This is a genomic window from Maribacter aestuarii (assembly GCF_027474845.2).
Taxonomy (GTDB): domain Bacteria; phylum Bacteroidota; class Bacteroidia; order Flavobacteriales; family Flavobacteriaceae; genus Maribacter; species Maribacter aestuarii.
On sequence record NZ_CP107031.2, the window covers coordinates 2,156,365 to 2,172,401 of the forward strand.

General features: G+C 41.6%; 14 protein-coding genes. 7 read left to right on the forward strand and 7 right to left on the reverse strand.

Annotation, left to right across the window (positions count from 1 at the left end):
* The first annotated feature begins 123 nt into the window (after positions 1–123).
* Positions 124–1,473: a dihydrolipoyl dehydrogenase family protein gene (locus tag N8A89_RS09730; protein WP_289644240.1), complete on the forward strand. Its 1,350-nt coding sequence runs from the start codon at positions 124–126 to the stop codon at positions 1,471–1,473.
* Here the strand turns inward: N8A89_RS09730 and N8A89_RS09735 are convergent.
* Entirely contained in the window at positions 1,470–2,267 is a 798-nt protein-coding gene (locus tag N8A89_RS09735; RefSeq protein ID WP_289644241.1) for a tryptophan-rich sensory protein, read from the reverse strand. The two genes, N8A89_RS09730 and N8A89_RS09735, sit on opposite strands and share 4 nt — an antisense overlap.
* A gap of 73 nt (positions 2,268–2,340) precedes the next feature.
* A complete protein-coding gene (pdeM, locus tag N8A89_RS09740; RefSeq protein WP_289644242.1) occupies positions 2,341–3,009 on the reverse strand; it encodes a ligase-associated DNA damage response endonuclease PdeM in 669 nt (222 codons plus the stop codon).
* Between the two features lie 78 nt (positions 3,010–3,087).
* Between pdeM and rbsK the strand changes: the two genes are divergently transcribed.
* Both rbsK and N8A89_RS09750 read left to right on the forward strand, forming a co-directional pair.
* Positions 3,088–3,993, forward strand: coding sequence for a ribokinase (gene rbsK, locus N8A89_RS09745; RefSeq protein WP_289644245.1), 906 nt, complete (start codon positions 3,088–3,090; stop codon positions 3,991–3,993).
* Between the two features lie 5 nt (positions 3,994–3,998).
* A complete protein-coding gene (locus N8A89_RS09750; protein ID WP_281542098.1) occupies positions 3,999–4,994 on the forward strand; it encodes a GRP family sugar transporter in 996 nt (331 codons plus the stop codon).
* Here N8A89_RS09750 and N8A89_RS09755 read toward each other — a convergent pair whose 3' ends face one another.
* Genes N8A89_RS09755 through N8A89_RS09765 form a run of 3 tightly spaced genes read right to left on the reverse strand, consistent with a single transcriptional unit; the run spans position 4,995 to position 10,180 of the window.
* Positions 4,995–7,463: a ligase-associated DNA damage response DEXH box helicase gene (locus tag N8A89_RS09755; RefSeq protein ID WP_281542099.1), complete on the reverse strand. Its 2,469-nt coding sequence runs from the start codon at positions 7,461–7,463 to the stop codon at positions 4,995–4,997.
* 12 nt (positions 7,464–7,475) lie between these two features.
* Entirely contained in the window at positions 7,476–9,161 is a 1,686-nt protein-coding gene (locus N8A89_RS09760; protein ID WP_430681972.1) for an ATP-dependent DNA ligase, read from the reverse strand.
* Complete coding sequence (locus N8A89_RS09765) at positions 9,158–10,180, reverse strand: ligase-associated DNA damage response exonuclease (RefSeq protein ID WP_281542100.1); 1,023 nt, start codon at positions 10,178–10,180, stop codon at positions 9,158–9,160. The genes N8A89_RS09760 and N8A89_RS09765 overlap by 4 nt, the downstream gene beginning before the upstream one ends.
* A 101-nt stretch (positions 10,181–10,281) precedes the next feature.
* Here N8A89_RS09765 and N8A89_RS09770 point away from each other — a divergent pair, with 101 nt between their 5' ends.
* Entirely contained in the window at positions 10,282–10,704 is a 423-nt protein-coding gene (locus tag N8A89_RS09770; RefSeq protein WP_281542101.1) for a tellurite resistance TerB family protein, read from the forward strand.
* A gap of 42 nt (positions 10,705–10,746) precedes the next feature.
* Here the strand turns inward: N8A89_RS09770 and fbp are convergent, their stop codons facing one another.
* On the reverse strand, positions 10,747–11,757 hold the full coding sequence (gene fbp, locus N8A89_RS09775; RefSeq protein ID WP_430681973.1) for a class 1 fructose-bisphosphatase: 1,011 nt from the start codon (positions 11,755–11,757) through the stop codon (positions 10,747–10,749).
* Positions 11,758–11,866: 109 nt separating this feature from the next.
* Here fbp and N8A89_RS09780 point away from each other — a divergent pair, with 109 nt between their 5' ends.
* From N8A89_RS09780 to N8A89_RS09790, 3 genes are all read left to right on the forward strand, one after another.
* Positions 11,867–12,352 (forward strand): GNAT family N-acetyltransferase, encoded by a 486-nt coding sequence (locus N8A89_RS09780; RefSeq protein WP_281542102.1) that lies wholly within the window; start codon positions 11,867–11,869, stop codon positions 12,350–12,352.
* A gap of 32 nt (positions 12,353–12,384) precedes the next feature.
* Positions 12,385–13,632: an aspartate kinase gene (locus N8A89_RS09785; protein ID WP_281542103.1), complete on the forward strand. Its 1,248-nt coding sequence runs from the start codon at positions 12,385–12,387 to the stop codon at positions 13,630–13,632.
* A gap of 86 nt (positions 13,633–13,718) precedes the next feature.
* Positions 13,719–15,545, forward strand: coding sequence for a lysophospholipid acyltransferase family protein (locus N8A89_RS09790; protein WP_281542104.1), 1,827 nt, complete (start codon positions 13,719–13,721; stop codon positions 15,543–15,545).
* On the opposite strand, the gene N8A89_RS09795 is transcribed toward N8A89_RS09790, so the two are convergent.
* A complete protein-coding gene (locus tag N8A89_RS09795; protein ID WP_281542105.1) occupies positions 15,542–16,018 on the reverse strand; it encodes a GNAT family N-acetyltransferase in 477 nt (158 codons plus the stop codon). The genes N8A89_RS09790 and N8A89_RS09795 overlap by 4 nt on opposite strands.
* Positions 16,019–16,037: the final 19 nt, after the last annotated feature.

A 16,037-nucleotide genomic window follows, 5' to 3' on the forward strand; every position in this document is an offset into this window, starting at 1 on the left:
CCGCTAAAAATTTGAAATGCAAAGATACATAACCATGCGAAACGTATTGCGTTCAAAGTTGTCTAATTTGCATCAATGATAACCCCATTAACGCCCCATCTTTAATTTTTATATCTTAAAGTGATGAAAGAAAATCAATTTGATGTTTTCGTGATTGGCAGCGGTATCGCAGGTCAGACGGTGGCCAAGGCATGTGCCGAAGCAGGTAAAAAAGTGGCCATTGCCGACAAACGTGAATACGGGGGTACCTGTGCCAATAGAGGCTGCGACCCTAAAAAAGTACTCTTAGGGACTACGGAAGTTCTTGAAGCTGCTCGTCAATTACAAGGGAAGGGTATTACAAAACTCCCCAAAATAAACTGGAAAAAACTTCAGAAGTTTAAAAAAGAATTTACCGCTGCCGTTCCAAAAAGCACAGAAAAGGATTTAAAGGGTCTGGGCATTCAACTGTACCATCAATCCCCAAAATTCCTGAACGAGGATACCTTAAAGGTAGAAGGGAAAAAAGTGACCGCAAAAACAATTGTTATTGCCACGGGTTATGAACCACGCAAATTGTCCTTTAAGGGGCATGAGCATTTATTAACCAGTGACGATTTTTTAAGGTTAAAAAAAATGCCCAAACATATTACGTTTATTGGCGCCGGTTATGTGGGTTTGGAATTTGCTCATATGGCGGTCAGGGCAGGAGCCAAGGTTACGGTCTTGGAAACAGGCGAACGTCCCTTGAGCGCTTTTGATGCCGAGTTGGTAAAGGAGCTCACCAAATACTCAAAAAAACTGGGTATAGAATTCATTTTTGGCGCCAAGACCGCAGCGGTCAAAAAATTACGGAAGAATTTTAAACTGAAATACGATATAAACGGGACTACCAAATCTTTGAAGTCCAGAGCTGTATTTAATACGGCCGGTCGGGTTCCAGCACTATCCGAACTTGTGTTGGAAAAAGGAAACGTCACTTTTAGCGAGAGTGGCATAGAGACCAATGCTTTCTTGCAGAGTAAAAGTAATCCTAAGGTATATACATGTGGCGACGTCTCTGCCAATGGATTACCACTTACCCCACTTTCCGGACGTGAGGGTTATGTAGTAGCTACTAACATTTTGAACGGAAATTCTAAAAAAATAAACGTCCCGGTTATCCCGTCGGTGATATTTACATTGCCCAATTTGGCTTCTGTTGGATATTCCGAGGAGGAAGCGAGAAGCAGGTATAAAAGTATTCTGGTCAAACAAGCTTCGGTTCCCAATTGGTTTAACGCCAAAAGAATCAACGCACCAGTATACAGCTATAAAATTATTTTGAACGAACGGACTCAAGAAATTGTTGGAGCTCATATCTTAGGCCCTGATGCTGGGGAGACTATCAATATTCTGACCATGGCCATCAATGCCAAAATGACCGCCGATGATTTGCAGAGTACGATTTTCACGTATCCATCATGGGTCAATGACATTAAAAGTATGGTCTAGTCGCTCGCCAATCTTTCTTTTAATTTTTCGAAAGGGTTGGTATGCCTATTCTTATAGCCATGTACTAGGATAGCGCCCAAGAGCAAAATACTGCCGATTAAAGCGCTGTAGGCAATGTTTTCCAAAGTTTCTTTGTGGCGTATATAGATAGCAAATAGGGCCCAAACTCCTACGAATGCAAACTCCCGCATATTACGCATCCAAACCATTAAGAGGTTTAGTAGGGTTGCTATTCCAATCATTATTATGGTCCAACTAATCTCGGATAACGGGTTTCCGCTCCACCCGAGTTTGCTTAAATAAGCAGCAATATTGGCAATGGTCGCTACCGCAATCCAACCGCTATAAATGCAGATGGGCCACCAAACAAAAGCGATTGTAGTTATTGGGGCATCCCATCGTTCCATGTTCATGTTCAAAATTATTTTTATCAAGGAGAACAAGATTCCAAGCATGATTATTACCGATAGTCCCGTAAAGTCGTATACAAAAGCAAACACCCAGGCTGCATTCAAAAGGTTGGACGCTAGGAACCAATAACCGGTTTCTTGAATAAATTCACTTTGTTTGTCGCTAAAAAAAGCCCGACGCACTTGAAATATTCCGTACGCCAATAAGCTAATGAATATTATTCCCCAAATGGCAAAAGCGTATGAGGCAGGAGTAAATAGATTATCGTATTTGGCACTAATTTCCCCAATAGTAGTATTATTCAGCCTAAGTGCCTGTGAAATATAATTAACGGCAATTACTAAAACCACTGAAAATAAGTTGAGAACCGCAAGCTTTTTCATAGGACATTATTTTCGCTAAAATATAGCCTTTAAGTGTATTGATTTGTCTCAAACCAGCACAATACGGACTTTTCTAAAATCTTCTGCGTCGCTTTGTCTCCTTTAATGGTACTTGAAGCACCGTATCTCCAAGTAGCGCATAGGCCTCGCATCCAGGTGTAGGTTTCATAGTGTAATTACCTGTAAATTCCCCAAAAGCCGGCAAAATCATTTGATTTTTAGTTCTAAAAAAACACCGTAAACGAACCGACTGCCTCCCAATCCCATGCAACCGTATGGCGGGATGCACATGACCTGAAAAATTAAAGAGACCTTCCCTTTCTTCCGGGTGGTGTGTAAGCAGAAAATCTTCCCATATAATCTCCTTGGACACCTGAACCCCTATATCTTCATAGCGTAGAGGAGAAATAATATCATGATTTCCACTTACTAAAATAATTTTTGCAGTAAGTGTTGCAATCCATTTCTCAAAGAATTGCCACTCCTTGTTAACGGAAGAGTGGAATAAATCACCCAAAAAAATGATGACCGTCGGCTTGAAATGTTGGATAACCCCCGTCATGACCATAAAATTCTGACCAACCGCTTTTTGAGGAACGGCCGCTCCAAATTTCCGGAAATGGGATATTTTTCCTAGATGCACATCACTTATGATGAGGGTGGACCTTTCTTGCCAAAAGAGTACACCCGAGGGGTGCATGACGAAATTTTGATTTTGGAGAAGAATAGAAGCTGTGTTCACAATGACAAAGGTAAGAATTGAGGCTTGTTTTATTTTCCGGTAATGCCTACTTTGTAACAGGAATACAACTCATAAAAAATGGCCCAAATAATCGTTATTGGAAGTTCCAATACGGATATGGTAGTTAAAACCCCACGTTTCCCGGAACCGGGAGAAACTATTATTGGCGGGGATTTCTTTATGTTCCCTGGTGGAAAGGGTGCAAACCAAGCCGTTGCGGCCACTAGGGCTGGCGGAGAAGTTTTTTTTATCTGTTCAGTAGGAGATGATGTGTTTGGTAAAAATGCGCTTTCAGGATACGAAGAAGAAGGGATTGATATTTCCAAGGCCAAAATAGTGAAGGGTGCAGCCTCCGGTGTAGCTTTAATAACAGTGAATGAGCTGGGTGAAAATGAAATTGTGGTAGCCTCAGGAACCAATGCTTTGCTTTCTCCAATATATGTATCTGAGGTTATGGAGGAAATGGATAATGATGCCTTAATATTGACCCAGTTGGAAATACCTTTGGAAACCATTTCCTTTTTAGCCCGCTATAGTAAACTGACCGATCAGCCGCTTATCATCAACCCCGCTCCTGCCCAGGTTTTGGAAGATGAAGTTTTAGATGGTCTTTATTTGATTACGCCCAATGAGACGGAAGCAAAAATTTTGACGGGAATAACCATTGATGATGACGCATCCATGGAAGCTGCTGGTAAGGCCTTATTGTCCAAAGGAGTAAGGAACGTTATTATTACTTTAGGAAAGCGGGGTGCTTTTTTTATGAACGAAGATATGCAGCTGGTAGTACCAACGGAAAAAGTGACCGCCATGGATACGACCGCGGCAGGCGATGTATTCAATGGGGTATTGGCAGTCTGTTTGTCCGAAGGTTTGTCTTGGAAGGAAAGTATCTCTTATGCCAATAAGGCGGCGGCACTTTCCGTGACCAAGATGGGCGCACAAGGTTCTGCGCCTTACAAAGAAGAAATCAACCAACACTAAATACTATGTTCATTATTGAAACGTACGGACTGGCAGTTGCCTTCTGTTTTATAACGATGATGGCCTGGGGATCTTGGGCAAATACTCAAAAACTAGCGGCCAAAGACTGGCGTTTTGAACTATTCTATTGGGACTACGTATTCGGTATCGTCCTGTTTGCACTATTATTTGCGCTATCAGCTGGAAGCATCGGTTCAGAGGGGCGACCGTTTTGGACAGATTTAATGCAGGCGGACTCCAGTAACTTGTGGTCGGCCTTTCTAGGTGGTATTCTCTTTAATTTAGCGAACATTCTCTTGGTAGCTGCGATTACCCTGGCCGGTATGTCCGTGGCATTTCCGGTAGGTATCGGTCTTGCTCTAGTAGTTGGGGTTATCGTGAATTATTTGGATGCTCCTGTGGGGGATTCTAAGCTTTTGTTCGCCGGGGTTGGCATGGTTGTTTTGGCTATATTGTTAAATGCAAATGCATACCGGAAGCTGACCAAAGTACAGCAGAAGGTGCCTACGAAGGGATTAATATTGGCCGTAGTAGCGGGACTTCTCATGGGATTGTTTTATAAGTACGTAGCCAATTCTATGTTTTCAGATTTTACCGTTCCCGTGGACGGAAAGCTTAGTCCGTACACAGCAGTGTTCATTTTTGCCTTGGGAATTCTTGGAAGTAACCTCGTTTTCAATACAATTCTCATGCGAAAACCTTTTGAGGGCGCGCCTGTTTCCTATCGAAATTATTTTCAAGGCAGCAGGAAAATTCATGTGATGGGTATTTTGGGAGGAGTCATCTGGTGTATTGGAATGTCTTTTAGCATTTTGGCATCTGATAAGGCCGGCCCGGCGATTTCTTATGGTCTTGGACAAGGAGCAACCGTGGTCGCAGCCCTCTGGGGGATTTTTGTATGGAAAGAATTCAAAGGAGCTCCTAAAGGGGTAGGAGGGATGTTAAATGCGATGTTATTAATTTACATAGCAGGCCTTATGCTGATCATCGCAGCCCGGTGATTATTTCTTCATCAACAATGCGGCCATACGTTTAATGCGGTCCTCCAGTTTTTCACTGGATAATTTTTCCCTACTCAGCCTATCTGTTATAAGTGGAAAAGAGAACGGTGTTGCTTTTTCACATTGTTTCCAGATGATTTTCTGTGTGGCAATACGCTCCATGGAAAGTCGCAAACGCCCCTCCTCTAGTTGATGTTGAAAAGTCTCGGTGAAAGCCTGTTGAAACAGAAGGTTTTCCGGCTCATAATCTCGGAAAACTTCAAACAATAATTGCGAGTTGCTTTGCAAGTGCTTCATTTTTATACCCTTGTTTGGATACCCCGTAAAGACCATTCCGCTGATAATCGCGACGTCCCTGAATTTACGTCGAGCCATCTCTGTAGCGTTCAGACTTTTTTGAAGGTCGTCCAAAAGATAATCAGAAGTAAAGAGATTGTTGTCCAATACTTGTTGAATATCTATTTCCTTATCCGACAACAACTCAAAACCGTAATCGTTGAACGCGAGCGAAAATGTTATGGGTGATAAAAGGCTTATACGGTAGCCTAAAAGACTGCCCATGGCCTCATGTACAAATCTTCCTTCAAAAGGATAGAACAAATGGTGGTACCCGTCCCTTGTTTTAAAGGATTCTATCAGAAATTCATCGGGTCCAGGTACGATACTTTCCCTTCGTTGTCGCTCGAATAAATGGGACAATGATCTTATTTCAACCGATTGGTTCTTTGGGTCGTCATTTGCAGTGTACATTTCCTCACGGAGTAACTTCGACATTTGGGCGGAAAGCGTTAAACGACTGCCCATCCAACTAGATATTTTATTCGTTTTTTTAGTGGAATTCTTTACATGAACCTGCATGTCCTTTATTCGGATAAATTCCAAGTTTCTTCCCGCAAACGTAAAAACGTCGCCACGGTTGAGCTTGGAAATAAAATATTCCTCTATGGAGCCAATGTAGCCACCTTTTTGATAACGTACCGTAAGGTTAACATCACCGACTATGGTACCAATTTGAAACCGATGCCGCATTGCTACCCCTTTGTTATTTACTTTGAATTTGCCATCAGCTTCAATCTCCACTTTTTTGTATTCATCATAAGTCTGTAAGCTCTGACTACCCATGACTATAAAATTCAACAACCATTGCCATTGTTCTTTGGACAGCGCTTGATAGCAAAATGTGTTACGGACCTCATTGTATATTTCATCGGGATAAAATCCGTCAGATATAGCCAAGGTGGTCAGATATTGTAATAAAACGTCAAAACTATTGAGATAGGGCATGCGGTCCTCCACCGCATTTTGCCTTACGGCTTCTTGCAACGCCGATGCCTCTATTAACTCTATGGCGTGGGTGGGAAGAAAATAAATTACACTTTCTTTTCCCGGTCTGTGTCCGCTTCTTCCGGCACGTTGTAAAAAACGGGCAACCCCTTTTGGACCACCAATTTGGACCACAGTTTCCACAGGAGCGAAATCGACACCAAGATCTAGACTGGATGTGCAAACCACGGCCTTTAGCTCTTCATTACGAATAGCATTTTCTACCCAAACACGCGTATCTTTATTAATGCTGCCATGATGCATGGCTATTTCTCCGGCAAATTCCGGATGTTTTTCTAATATCTTTTGGAACCATATCTCACATTGGCTCCGGGTATTGGTGAAAAGCAGTGTGGTTTTACTTTTATTGATGATGGGTATTACATATTCCAGTAAATGAAGGCCTAAGTGCCCGCGCCACGGAAAAGTTTCCATTTTATCAGGAATGATACTCCGTACCGTAATTTTCTTATTGATGTTGGCTTTGATCATAACCGAGTTCTCCAAAGCCTTAGTATCAGGGCCCAGTAAAACTTCTCGTGCTTGTTCCAAGTTGCCGATGGTGGCGGATATTCCCCAAATACGAAGGTCTTTGGAGACGTTTGTTAATCGAGATAAGGCAAGCTCCATCTGCACACCCCTTTTAGTACCCAAAAGCTCGTGCCATTCATCTACGACGATTGCATTACAATCCTTAAAAATTTTATCGTACCCTTTAGTTGCAAGCAAAAGTTGTAGGCTTTCCGGAGTGGTAATCAATAAATCCGGCATCTGTTTTTTTTGCTGGGCCCTTTGTTTTGTAGTGGTGTCGCCTGTTCTTATGCCAACGGTCATTTGGGTGCCCAAATCCGCAGTTACACGCTGTGCCGATTGCCTTATTTCTTGGGATAGTGCACGTAAAGGAGTAATCCACACCGCTTTTAAACCCTTTTTGTGATTGTTTTTATAGTCAGGGTTTTGTTTAATGTAATTCAGTACAATGGGAAACCATAACGCATAGGTCTTACCACTGCCCGTGGGTGCGTTTAGAAGTCCGTGTTTACCCTGCAAAAAAGCCTTCCAGGTTTGTTTTTGGAACGGAAAAGGTTTCCATCCCTGTTCATTGAACCAGTCTTTAGCAATTTGGTAAAGTTCGTCTCTGGTCATAACCAACCCTATTCAATCATTTGTTTTAGGGTGACCAAAGTATCCGCCTCGTGGATGGTCTTGTCTTTTTCTCCACCGTAAAATTCTAGGAAACCTGGTAGCCACACCACTTTTATGGCGTTTGGATAACGCTATGCCTTCAAAAGCGATTTCGAAAACATGATGCGGCGTCACGCTGCGGACCGGTCCAAAACGTTCAAGTGTATTTTTCTTTATCCACGCATCCACTTTTCTGAATTCCGCATCGGTCAATCCGGAGTAGGCCTTAGCAAAAGTGACCAGTTCTTTTTCTCCATCTTCGTTCTCGTCCCAAAGCGCAAAAGTATAATCGGTAAACAAATTACTTCTTCGACCGTGACCTCTCATGGCGTAGGTAAGTACGGCATCAATAGTTAAGGGGTCTACCTTCCATTTCCACCAATCCCCTTTTTTCCTGCCGACCAAGTAGGGCGAATCCTTACGCTTCAACATCAATCCCTCGCTCCGCATTTCCCTGGACCGTCCCCGCTCTTTGGCCACTTCTTCCCATGAATTAAAGGACATGGTTTCAGAGAGGTGAAAGGGAATGTCCCTTCGACTCCGCTCAGGGACCACAATTTGATTCCTCTCAGGGACCACACTTCGACTGTGCTGAGAGTCTGTACCTTGAATTTCCTCAGTACGACCTATCGATTTAAATAAAGTTTCCAGTAAACGCCTTCTTTCTAAAAAAGGTTTGTTCCGTATATCCTGGCCCTCCCATTCCAAAAGGTCGTAAGCTTTTAGGATTACGGGAACCTTTTCCAAGAGTGATTTTGAAACCGTTTTTCTGCCGATTCTTGTTTGTAACTCGTTAAAAGTGCCAATTGCTTGGTTAGGAAAAGGTAGTATCTCTCCGTCGATTACCGTACCGTTGGGAATGCTGCCTATGAAGGAATTGAATTCAGGATACTTATCGGTGACCAATTCCTCGCCACGACTCCAAACGAATATTTCGTCGTTTCTTAGGATAACCTGCGAACGAATACCGTCCCATTTATGTTCTAAGGACCAGTCGGCTACCGGTCCCAGATCTTCCACTTCATCTTCAATGGCATAGGCTAGATAAAATGGGTAAGGTTTGGATAGATAATCACTTTCGTTCTCCTCAAGTATTAGTTCTTGAAAGCTGATGATATTGGGATCCCAATTACCCATTAGTTTATAAGCTAAAATATCCTCGTCAATCTCCGTTGCGCTGGAGAGGGCCCTCGTCATTAATTTTTGACTCACACCAATACGGAATCCACCAGTAATCAATTTGGTGAAAACGAATCGCTCATAGTAATCCAGTACTTTCCAATTATCATAGAGGTAGGCCTTTTTCTTCTCATCGGATTTCTTCTTTAATGAAATCATTTCCTCAAGGAACTGGGTCAAACTTTTTTCCGTGGATGTTTTAGAGGATGGAATTATCAGTGCGATGGTCTCTGCCAAATCACCCACGATATGATAACTTTCTTCAAAAAGCCATAAAGGGATGTCGGCCAACTCAGAAGCCCATTCTCGTAGAAGTGTCGTATTCACGGGTCTGGGTGGACGGCGGTGGGAAAGGATGGCAATAGTCCATACTTTGTCCTTATCATCCACATTCTTAAAATACGCTGATAACGCACTAACTTTAAGGTTCGTCTTGTTCGTACTGTCCAAGGCTTTGATAAGTGCTGCAAATTTCTTCATGCTTCAACTTCTTCCTTAGCGACATTCGCTTCAATTTCTTCTTCCCCGTACTGTGTTTCCTCGGTACGGGCATCATAACCTTGCTCCCTTAAATAGCGAGAAAATATTTCTGTATAGCCATGGGTACTAATAATTTTTTCAGCACCTGTTGCTTCAATACTGTCCAAAAGTCCTTGCCAATCACAATGGTCACTAAGCACAAAGCCCTTGTCAATTGCCCTACGTCTTCTGGCACCGCGAAAGGTCATCCATCCACTGGCGGAAGCCGTTACAAAAGGCACCATCTTCCTGATCCATGTGGAGCCATGGGCACTGGGAGGGGCAAGCACTATATTTCCCAAAAGTTCGTCTTTTTTGGTTTCCCTTGTGATTAAAGTAGTTTCAGGAAAATCGACCAAAGGGCGCAAGACCTGAGTCATATTTTCAATGGCACCATGCGTATATATTTTTCCAATATCAGTGTCCAGATATTTTAACAAGCGCTGTGCCTTACCTAGACTATACCCGAATAATACGGATGTTTTTCCTTCTGCTCTATTCTCACTCCACCATTGATTTATATCATCCAAAACGGACGCTTGGGCAGTCCATTTAAAGGCCGGTAGCCCAAAAGTACATTCAGTAATGAAGGTATGGCATTTTATGGGCTCATAAGGTGTTGAGATACCATCATCTTCCGTTTTGTAATCGCCCGTAAATACCCATACTTCACCTTTGTGCTCCACACGAATCTGGGACGATCCAATGATATGCCCAGCAGGATGCAGGCTGAATTTCACATTGTTTATAATAAAGGTCTCGCCCCATTCTTTTCCAACGACGTTTATCTCTCCCAGTCTGTGAGATATTATGGGTACATTTCTGTGATGGGTAATATAATGTTTATGCCCCCAGCGACTGTGATCCGCATGGCCATGCGAAATTATGGCCTTGTCCACAGGTTTCCATGGGTCTAAATATACCTTGGCGGCACTGCAGTAAATTCCTTTATCTGTAAATTCTAAAAGTGGGTCTTTCATAGCCCTGTGAAAATACGAATTTGAACCCAAAACAAAGTTCGTAAGTATATAAACTATGACCTCTAAAAAATTTATATTTGTGTCCTAATAATTAATATTATATGTCATTTACAGATTTATACGGTAATAGTGAACACAGAAGAAATTTAGCGCATTTTGCAGCCATGGCTACTTTGGCGGCTTCTGATGGGGTAATAGACGAGCAAGAAAAAGAGTTATTGGACAGGTTTGCACTTAAGTTGAATATCTCTGTTGAAGAATATAAGGAGGTAATGAAACCCACCAATAAATATCCTATTGAACCACCCATCGATTCAGAAAAGAGATTGGAGCGACTATATGACCTTTTTACGATTATTTTTGCGGATAGTGTTATAGATGACGAAGAAATGGTGCTGTTGAGAAAATATGCCATCGGTCTTGGGTATTCTACTGAAACTGCGGACAAAATTATAAAACGTTCCGTCAAAATATTTAGTGGGAAAATTGATTTTGAAGATTACAGCTACTTATTGAAACGTTAAATTGAATTGCATTAAAAAAAGGGAGACTTTTAGTCTCTCTTTTTAATGATACTTATCCAAAAATTGTTGTAGTTTTTCTACCATTTTTCGACTTCCGCAAAAGAAAGGTACACGTTGGTGTAGTTCCGTGGGAACAATGTCCAGAATACGGGTTTTACCGCCTACTGCCAATCCGTTCGCTTGTTCCGCTATAAACGCCATTGGATTACACTCATATAGCAGTCTAAGCTTTCCACTTTCCGTAATACTGCTTTTGGGATACATATAAATACCTCCCTTGATCATATTTCTATGAAAATCCGATACTAGGGAACCAATATACCTGGAAGTATAAGGTCTGTCGTCTTCTTCCTCTTGGCAGTATTTGATATAGTCTTTAACACCCTGTAAGAAATGTATGTAGTTGCCCTCGTTGACCGAATATATCTTACCGGTTTCCGGAAACTTCATATCGGGGTGGGACAAGTAAAAGGTACCCAATGCCGGGTTTAGGGTAAAGCCATTAACACCATCCCCAGTGGTGTATACCAGCATGGTGGACGTGCCGTATACCACATAGCCAGCGGCAACCTGTTTGCTACCAGGCTGTAAAAAGTCCTCCAGTGTGACAGGTGTTCCAACAGGGGTGATCCTTCGGTAAATGGAAAAAATTGTCCCAACGGAAACATTGACATCTATATTAGAAGAACCGTCCAGGGGATCAATTAGAACGACATATTTGTTCTGATGCTGTTCATCATTGCTATTGATACTGATAAAATCGTCCTCTTCTTCCGAGGCTATTCCACAGACTATTTCCCTATTCTTAAGGGTCTGGATAAACTTTTCATTGGCGAAAACATCCAATTTCTGTTGATCTTCTCCTTGAATGTTGGTGTCTCCGGCAGCCCCAATAACATCGACAAGACCTGCTTTGTTTACTTCGTGGTTAACTACTTTTGCCGCTAAGCGTATGGCGTTTATCAGCTTGGAAAGTTCTCCGGATGAGTATTTGAAAGAATCCTGGTTTTCAATAATGAACTCCCCAAGGGTCTGATTTCTTTTTCTAATCATGAAGGGTGGTTAATTTGACCACAAATATCGGGTATTTTGTGAAACTATATCGATTTCGTCCTACTTTCGTTTTTAAAATATATAACTTTGTGTTATAATTGTAACAATTATGGAATATTTAATAAGAGAAGCATTGCCAGAAGACATGTCCCAAGTTCTAAAATTGGTAAAGGAACTTGCGGTGTTTGAAAAAGAACCAGATGAAGTAGAGGTAACAGAGCAGGATTTGGTAAAGGATGGATTTTCCGATCCTAAAAAATTCCAATGCTTTGTGGCTGAATCTGAAACTGATATAGTGGGCATGGCGTTGGTTTATCCTCGGTATTCCACTTGGAAAGGACCCGTCATTCATTTAGAGGATTTGATCATTACGGAAAATATGCGGGGATCAGGTCTTGGAACAGCACTTTTAAATAAAGTGGTGCAATACGGTCATGGTTTAGGTGTAAAACGTATCAGCTGGGAAGTATTGGACTGGAACGAACCCGCCATCAACTTTTATGAAAGTAAAGGCGCTAGGGTAATGCGTGATTGGGATGTGGTTCAGTTGAACGAACAGGGCATTGCGGATTTTTTGAAAAACATGGAACAATAGGAAATATTTCAAATTGAATTGATACGAATTTTATGAGGGTATTCAAATTTGGAGGTGCATCCGTAAAAGATGCGGACGGCGTAAAGAATGTGGTTAAGGTCCTTAAAGAGGTTGGTCACGAAAATACATTGTTAGTGATTTCGGCTATGGGTAAAACCACTAATGCCATGGAAGAAATCGTGGATGCATATTTTGATGACAAAACGGAAATCGTGCACAAAATCGATGCAGTTGTGGAGTATCACAACGGAATTTTAAAAGAGTTGTTTCCCAATCATCAACATCAAGTCTACAAAGACGTAAAAACGCTAATAGAAGAAGTAAAAGGTTTTTTGGCATGGAACAAATCGCCCAAATACAATTTTGTGTATGATCAGGTAGTAGGATATGGAGAACTTTTATCTACAGCCATTGTAAGTGCCTATTTTGAAGAAATTGGGATTAGAAACCAATTGCTGGATGTAAGAAGTTTTATAAAAACCGATAGCAGTTATAGGGATACCACGGTTATTTGGGAAAAGACCCAAGAGCACATTTCCAAAATTGATCGGAGTATTCTTAATATAACCCAAGGTTTTTTAGGCAGTGATGAAAATAATTTTACCACTACGCTAGGCAGGGAAGGGTCCGATTACTCCGCAGCCATCCTGGCCTACTGTCTAAATGCAGATTCCGTAACCATTTGGAAGGATGTTCCGGGTGTTCTGAATGCCGATCCACGGTATTTCAAAGAGACACAATTATTGAATAATATCTCCTATAGGGAAGCTATAGAACTTGCTTTTTACGGTGCATCGGTTATTCACCCTAAGACATTACAACCGCTTCAAAGAAAGGAAATAGCCTTACACGTTAAATCTTTTTTAAACCCTATGGAATCCGGAACCACGGTAGGAAAAGGGGTAGGGATTGAGCCCGAAGTACCTTGTTTTATCGTCAAAAAAAATCAAGTGTTGATGAAATTGTCTTCTTTGGATTTCTCTTTTATCGTTGAAGACAGCATAAGCGAACTTTTTAAACTTTTTCATGAGCATAAAATGAAGGTGGATTTGATTCAGAATTCGGCCATTAGTTTTTCGGTTTGCGTAGACAACAAGTTCGGAGGTTTACAAGCCTTACTAGATCAATTGAAAAGTAAGTTCAAAGTGGTGCACCAAGAAGGAGTTTCCCTGTATACCATCAGACATTTTAATTCAAAAGCTTTGGAATCTTTACAAAACGGTCATGAAATCTTGTTGGAACAACGTGGAAAAGAGACGGTTCAATTGGTGGTCAAGTAGTTGCGTACAATCTTTTTTCTAATGTTAAAATAGCCTGCTCCACTAGGCTTTTTCCTATATTTACGGCACTTTAATCTTTTCGATTTATGGGTTTAGTGACCGCAAAAGAAGTGGCAAAAGCCATTAATTTATCCAAATATGGTTATTTAGGTACTTTAACAGCTTGGCTATTGATGAAGGTCACTCGGTTATCCAGCATCAATAAATTTTATGATAAAGTTGCGCATCTGGATTGTAAGGAATATGCGGACGCCATCTTGGAGCATTTTGAGATAGATTATGAAATTCCCGAAGACGACTTTAAAAGATTGCCCAAGGACGGTTCATTTATCACTATAAGTAATCATCCGCTAGGAGCTATAGATGGTATTTTATTAATGAAACTGATGTTGCCCCAAAGGCAGGATTTTAAAATAATGGCCAATTTTTTACTTCAGCGGATGGTGCCGCTAGAGCCCTATATATTACCGGTTAACCCGTTCGAAGAGCACAAAGGTGCTAAAAGTAGTATTGCTGGTTTCAAAAATGCCCTGCAACATGTTAGGGACGGTCACCCTCTAGGAATTTTCCCTGCTGGGGAAGTGTCTACCCACAGGGAAGAAAAACTAATTGTGGACAAACCTTGGGAAGAGGCCGCTTTAAAGTTGATACGAAAAGCCGAGGTGCCAGTGGTTCCTATTTATTTTCATGCTAAAAACAGTAAACTATTCTACCGTCTTTCTCGATGGGCGGATGTATTTAGGACCGCACTGATTCCTTCTCAGGTTTATTCTCAGAGAAATAGGCCCATTAAAGTCAGGATAGGGCAGCCTATTTCTGTTCAATTACAGAAGGAACAGGAAAATTTAGAGGAGTTCACGGATTTGCTGCGCAGAAAAACATACATCCTGGCCAATGCTTATGAGAAGGAACGGTTGATTGATCAAATCCCCACTTCCTTAAAAATTCCGAAGCCGCCTAAAAAAATTGCTTCAGCAATGCGAAAGGAGGTAATGCAGGGAGAAATAGATAAGCTTCGCGAAAAAGATTGCCGGCTTTTACAAAGTAAAAATTATGAGGTTTTCCTGGCCAAGGAAAAGGACATGCCTTTTATCCTTAAAGAAATTGGAAGGCAAAGAGAGGTGACGTTTAGGGCCATAGGGGAGGGCACGAACAAGGCTATCGACCTGGATGTTTTTGATTCCTACTACCATCATCTTTTTCTTTGGGACGATGACGATAAGTGCATTGTGGGCGCCTATAGAATGGGTATGGGGTCTGAAATATTCCCAAAGTACGGAATAGATGGTTTCTACCTTCAGGATTTGTTTCGTGTTGAGCCGGAGCTTTATGGAATGATGCGTAATTCGATTGAAATGGGACGCGCATATATTGTCAAAGAATATCAACAAAAACCGATGCCGCTTTTCCTGCTCTGGAAAGGAATCGTGCATACCACCCTTAGACACCCGGAACATAAATACTTAATCGGTGGGGTTAGTATAAGTAACCAGTTTTCCAATTTTTCCAAGTCCTTGATGATTGAATTTATGAAGTCTAATTATTGGGATCCATACGTGGCACAATATATAAGGCCCAAAAAGGAATTTAAGGTAAAATTAAAGGATGCCGATAAAGAATTCGTCTTTGATGAGACCCAAGCCGATTTGAACAAATTTGACCGTTTGATCGATGAGGTAGAGCCTGGAAACCTGCGCCTCCCAGTTTTGATTAAAAAGTATATTAAGCAAAATGCAAAAGTCGTAGCCTTTAATGTGGACCCCCTATTTAACAATTCCGTGGATGGATTGATGTATATTAAGATTGCGGATTTACCGGAAAGCACCGTAAAACCAGTAATGGAAGAGTTTCAGGCCGAACTGGAAAGAAAATTAGCGGAGTCGCAGATGCAGTTAAAAGAAGAGGAATCCTAATCAATACCAACAGTGGTGCTCCTACGTTCAAAAAGGACATTATCTTTCCATTCTCCCGCCAGTTTACCCACCCGTTCGCGTTTTCCTATACAACGAAAACCAACTTTCTTATGAAGTTTGATACTTCCCTCATTTTCTGGAAATATACCAGATTGTAAAGTCCATAGGCCGTCCGCCTCGCTTTTAGAAATCAATCTGTTCATCAATAATTCTCCCAAGCCTAAACCTCGATTATTTTGTCCAACATACACACTTACCTCTGCCACACCACCATAAACGCATCTACTTGAAACCGGTGAAAGTGCGGCCCAACCCAGTACTTCTCCATTTCTTTCAGCAACTAACCTACACGTTTTTAGATGGGCGTTGTCCCAAGATTCGTACGTAGGGATACTGGTTTCAAAAGTTGCGAACCCGGTGGCAATTCCTTCTTCATATATTTTTGAAACGGAATCCCAGTCTTCAGGTTTCATAGGTCTTATTTGGATAGAG

Excerpts from the sequence above, each read along its gene's own strand:
- N8A89_RS09765 (WP_281542100.1), bottom strand. The coding sequence starts at position 10,180 with ATGAAAGACCCACTTTTAGAATTTACAGATAAAGGAATTTACTGCAGT.
- N8A89_RS09785 (WP_281542103.1), top strand. The coding sequence starts at position 12,385 with ATGAGGGTATTCAAATTTGGAGGTGCATCCGTAAAAGATGCGGACGGC.
- N8A89_RS09780 (WP_281542102.1), top strand. The coding sequence starts at position 11,867 with ATGGAATATTTAATAAGAGAAGCATTGCCAGAAGACATGTCCCAAGTT.
- N8A89_RS09755 (WP_281542099.1), bottom strand. The coding sequence starts at position 7,463 with ATGACCAGAGACGAACTTTACCAAATTGCTAAAGACTGGTTCAATGAA.
- N8A89_RS09730 (WP_289644240.1), top strand. The coding sequence starts at position 124 with ATGAAAGAAAATCAATTTGATGTTTTCGTGATTGGCAGCGGTATCGCA.
- fbp (WP_430681973.1), bottom strand. The coding sequence starts at position 11,757 with ATGATTAGAAAAAGAAATCAGACCCTTGGGGAGTTCATTATTGAAAAC.
- N8A89_RS09770 (WP_281542101.1), top strand. The coding sequence starts at position 10,282 with ATGTCATTTACAGATTTATACGGTAATAGTGAACACAGAAGAAATTTA.
- N8A89_RS09790 (WP_281542104.1), top strand. The coding sequence starts at position 13,719 with ATGGGTTTAGTGACCGCAAAAGAAGTGGCAAAAGCCATTAATTTATCC.
- N8A89_RS09795 (WP_281542105.1), bottom strand. The coding sequence starts at position 16,018 with ATGAAACCTGAAGACTGGGATTCCGTTTCAAAAATATATGAAGAAGGA.
- N8A89_RS09760 (WP_430681972.1), bottom strand. The coding sequence starts at position 9,161 with ATGAAGAAATTTGCAGCACTTATCAAAGCCTTGGACAGTACGAACAAG.
- rbsK (WP_289644245.1), top strand. The coding sequence starts at position 3,088 with ATGGCCCAAATAATCGTTATTGGAAGTTCCAATACGGATATGGTAGTT.
- N8A89_RS09735 (WP_289644241.1), bottom strand. The coding sequence starts at position 2,267 with ATGAAAAAGCTTGCGGTTCTCAACTTATTTTCAGTGGTTTTAGTAATT.
- N8A89_RS09750 (WP_281542098.1), top strand. The coding sequence starts at position 3,999 with ATGTTCATTATTGAAACGTACGGACTGGCAGTTGCCTTCTGTTTTATA.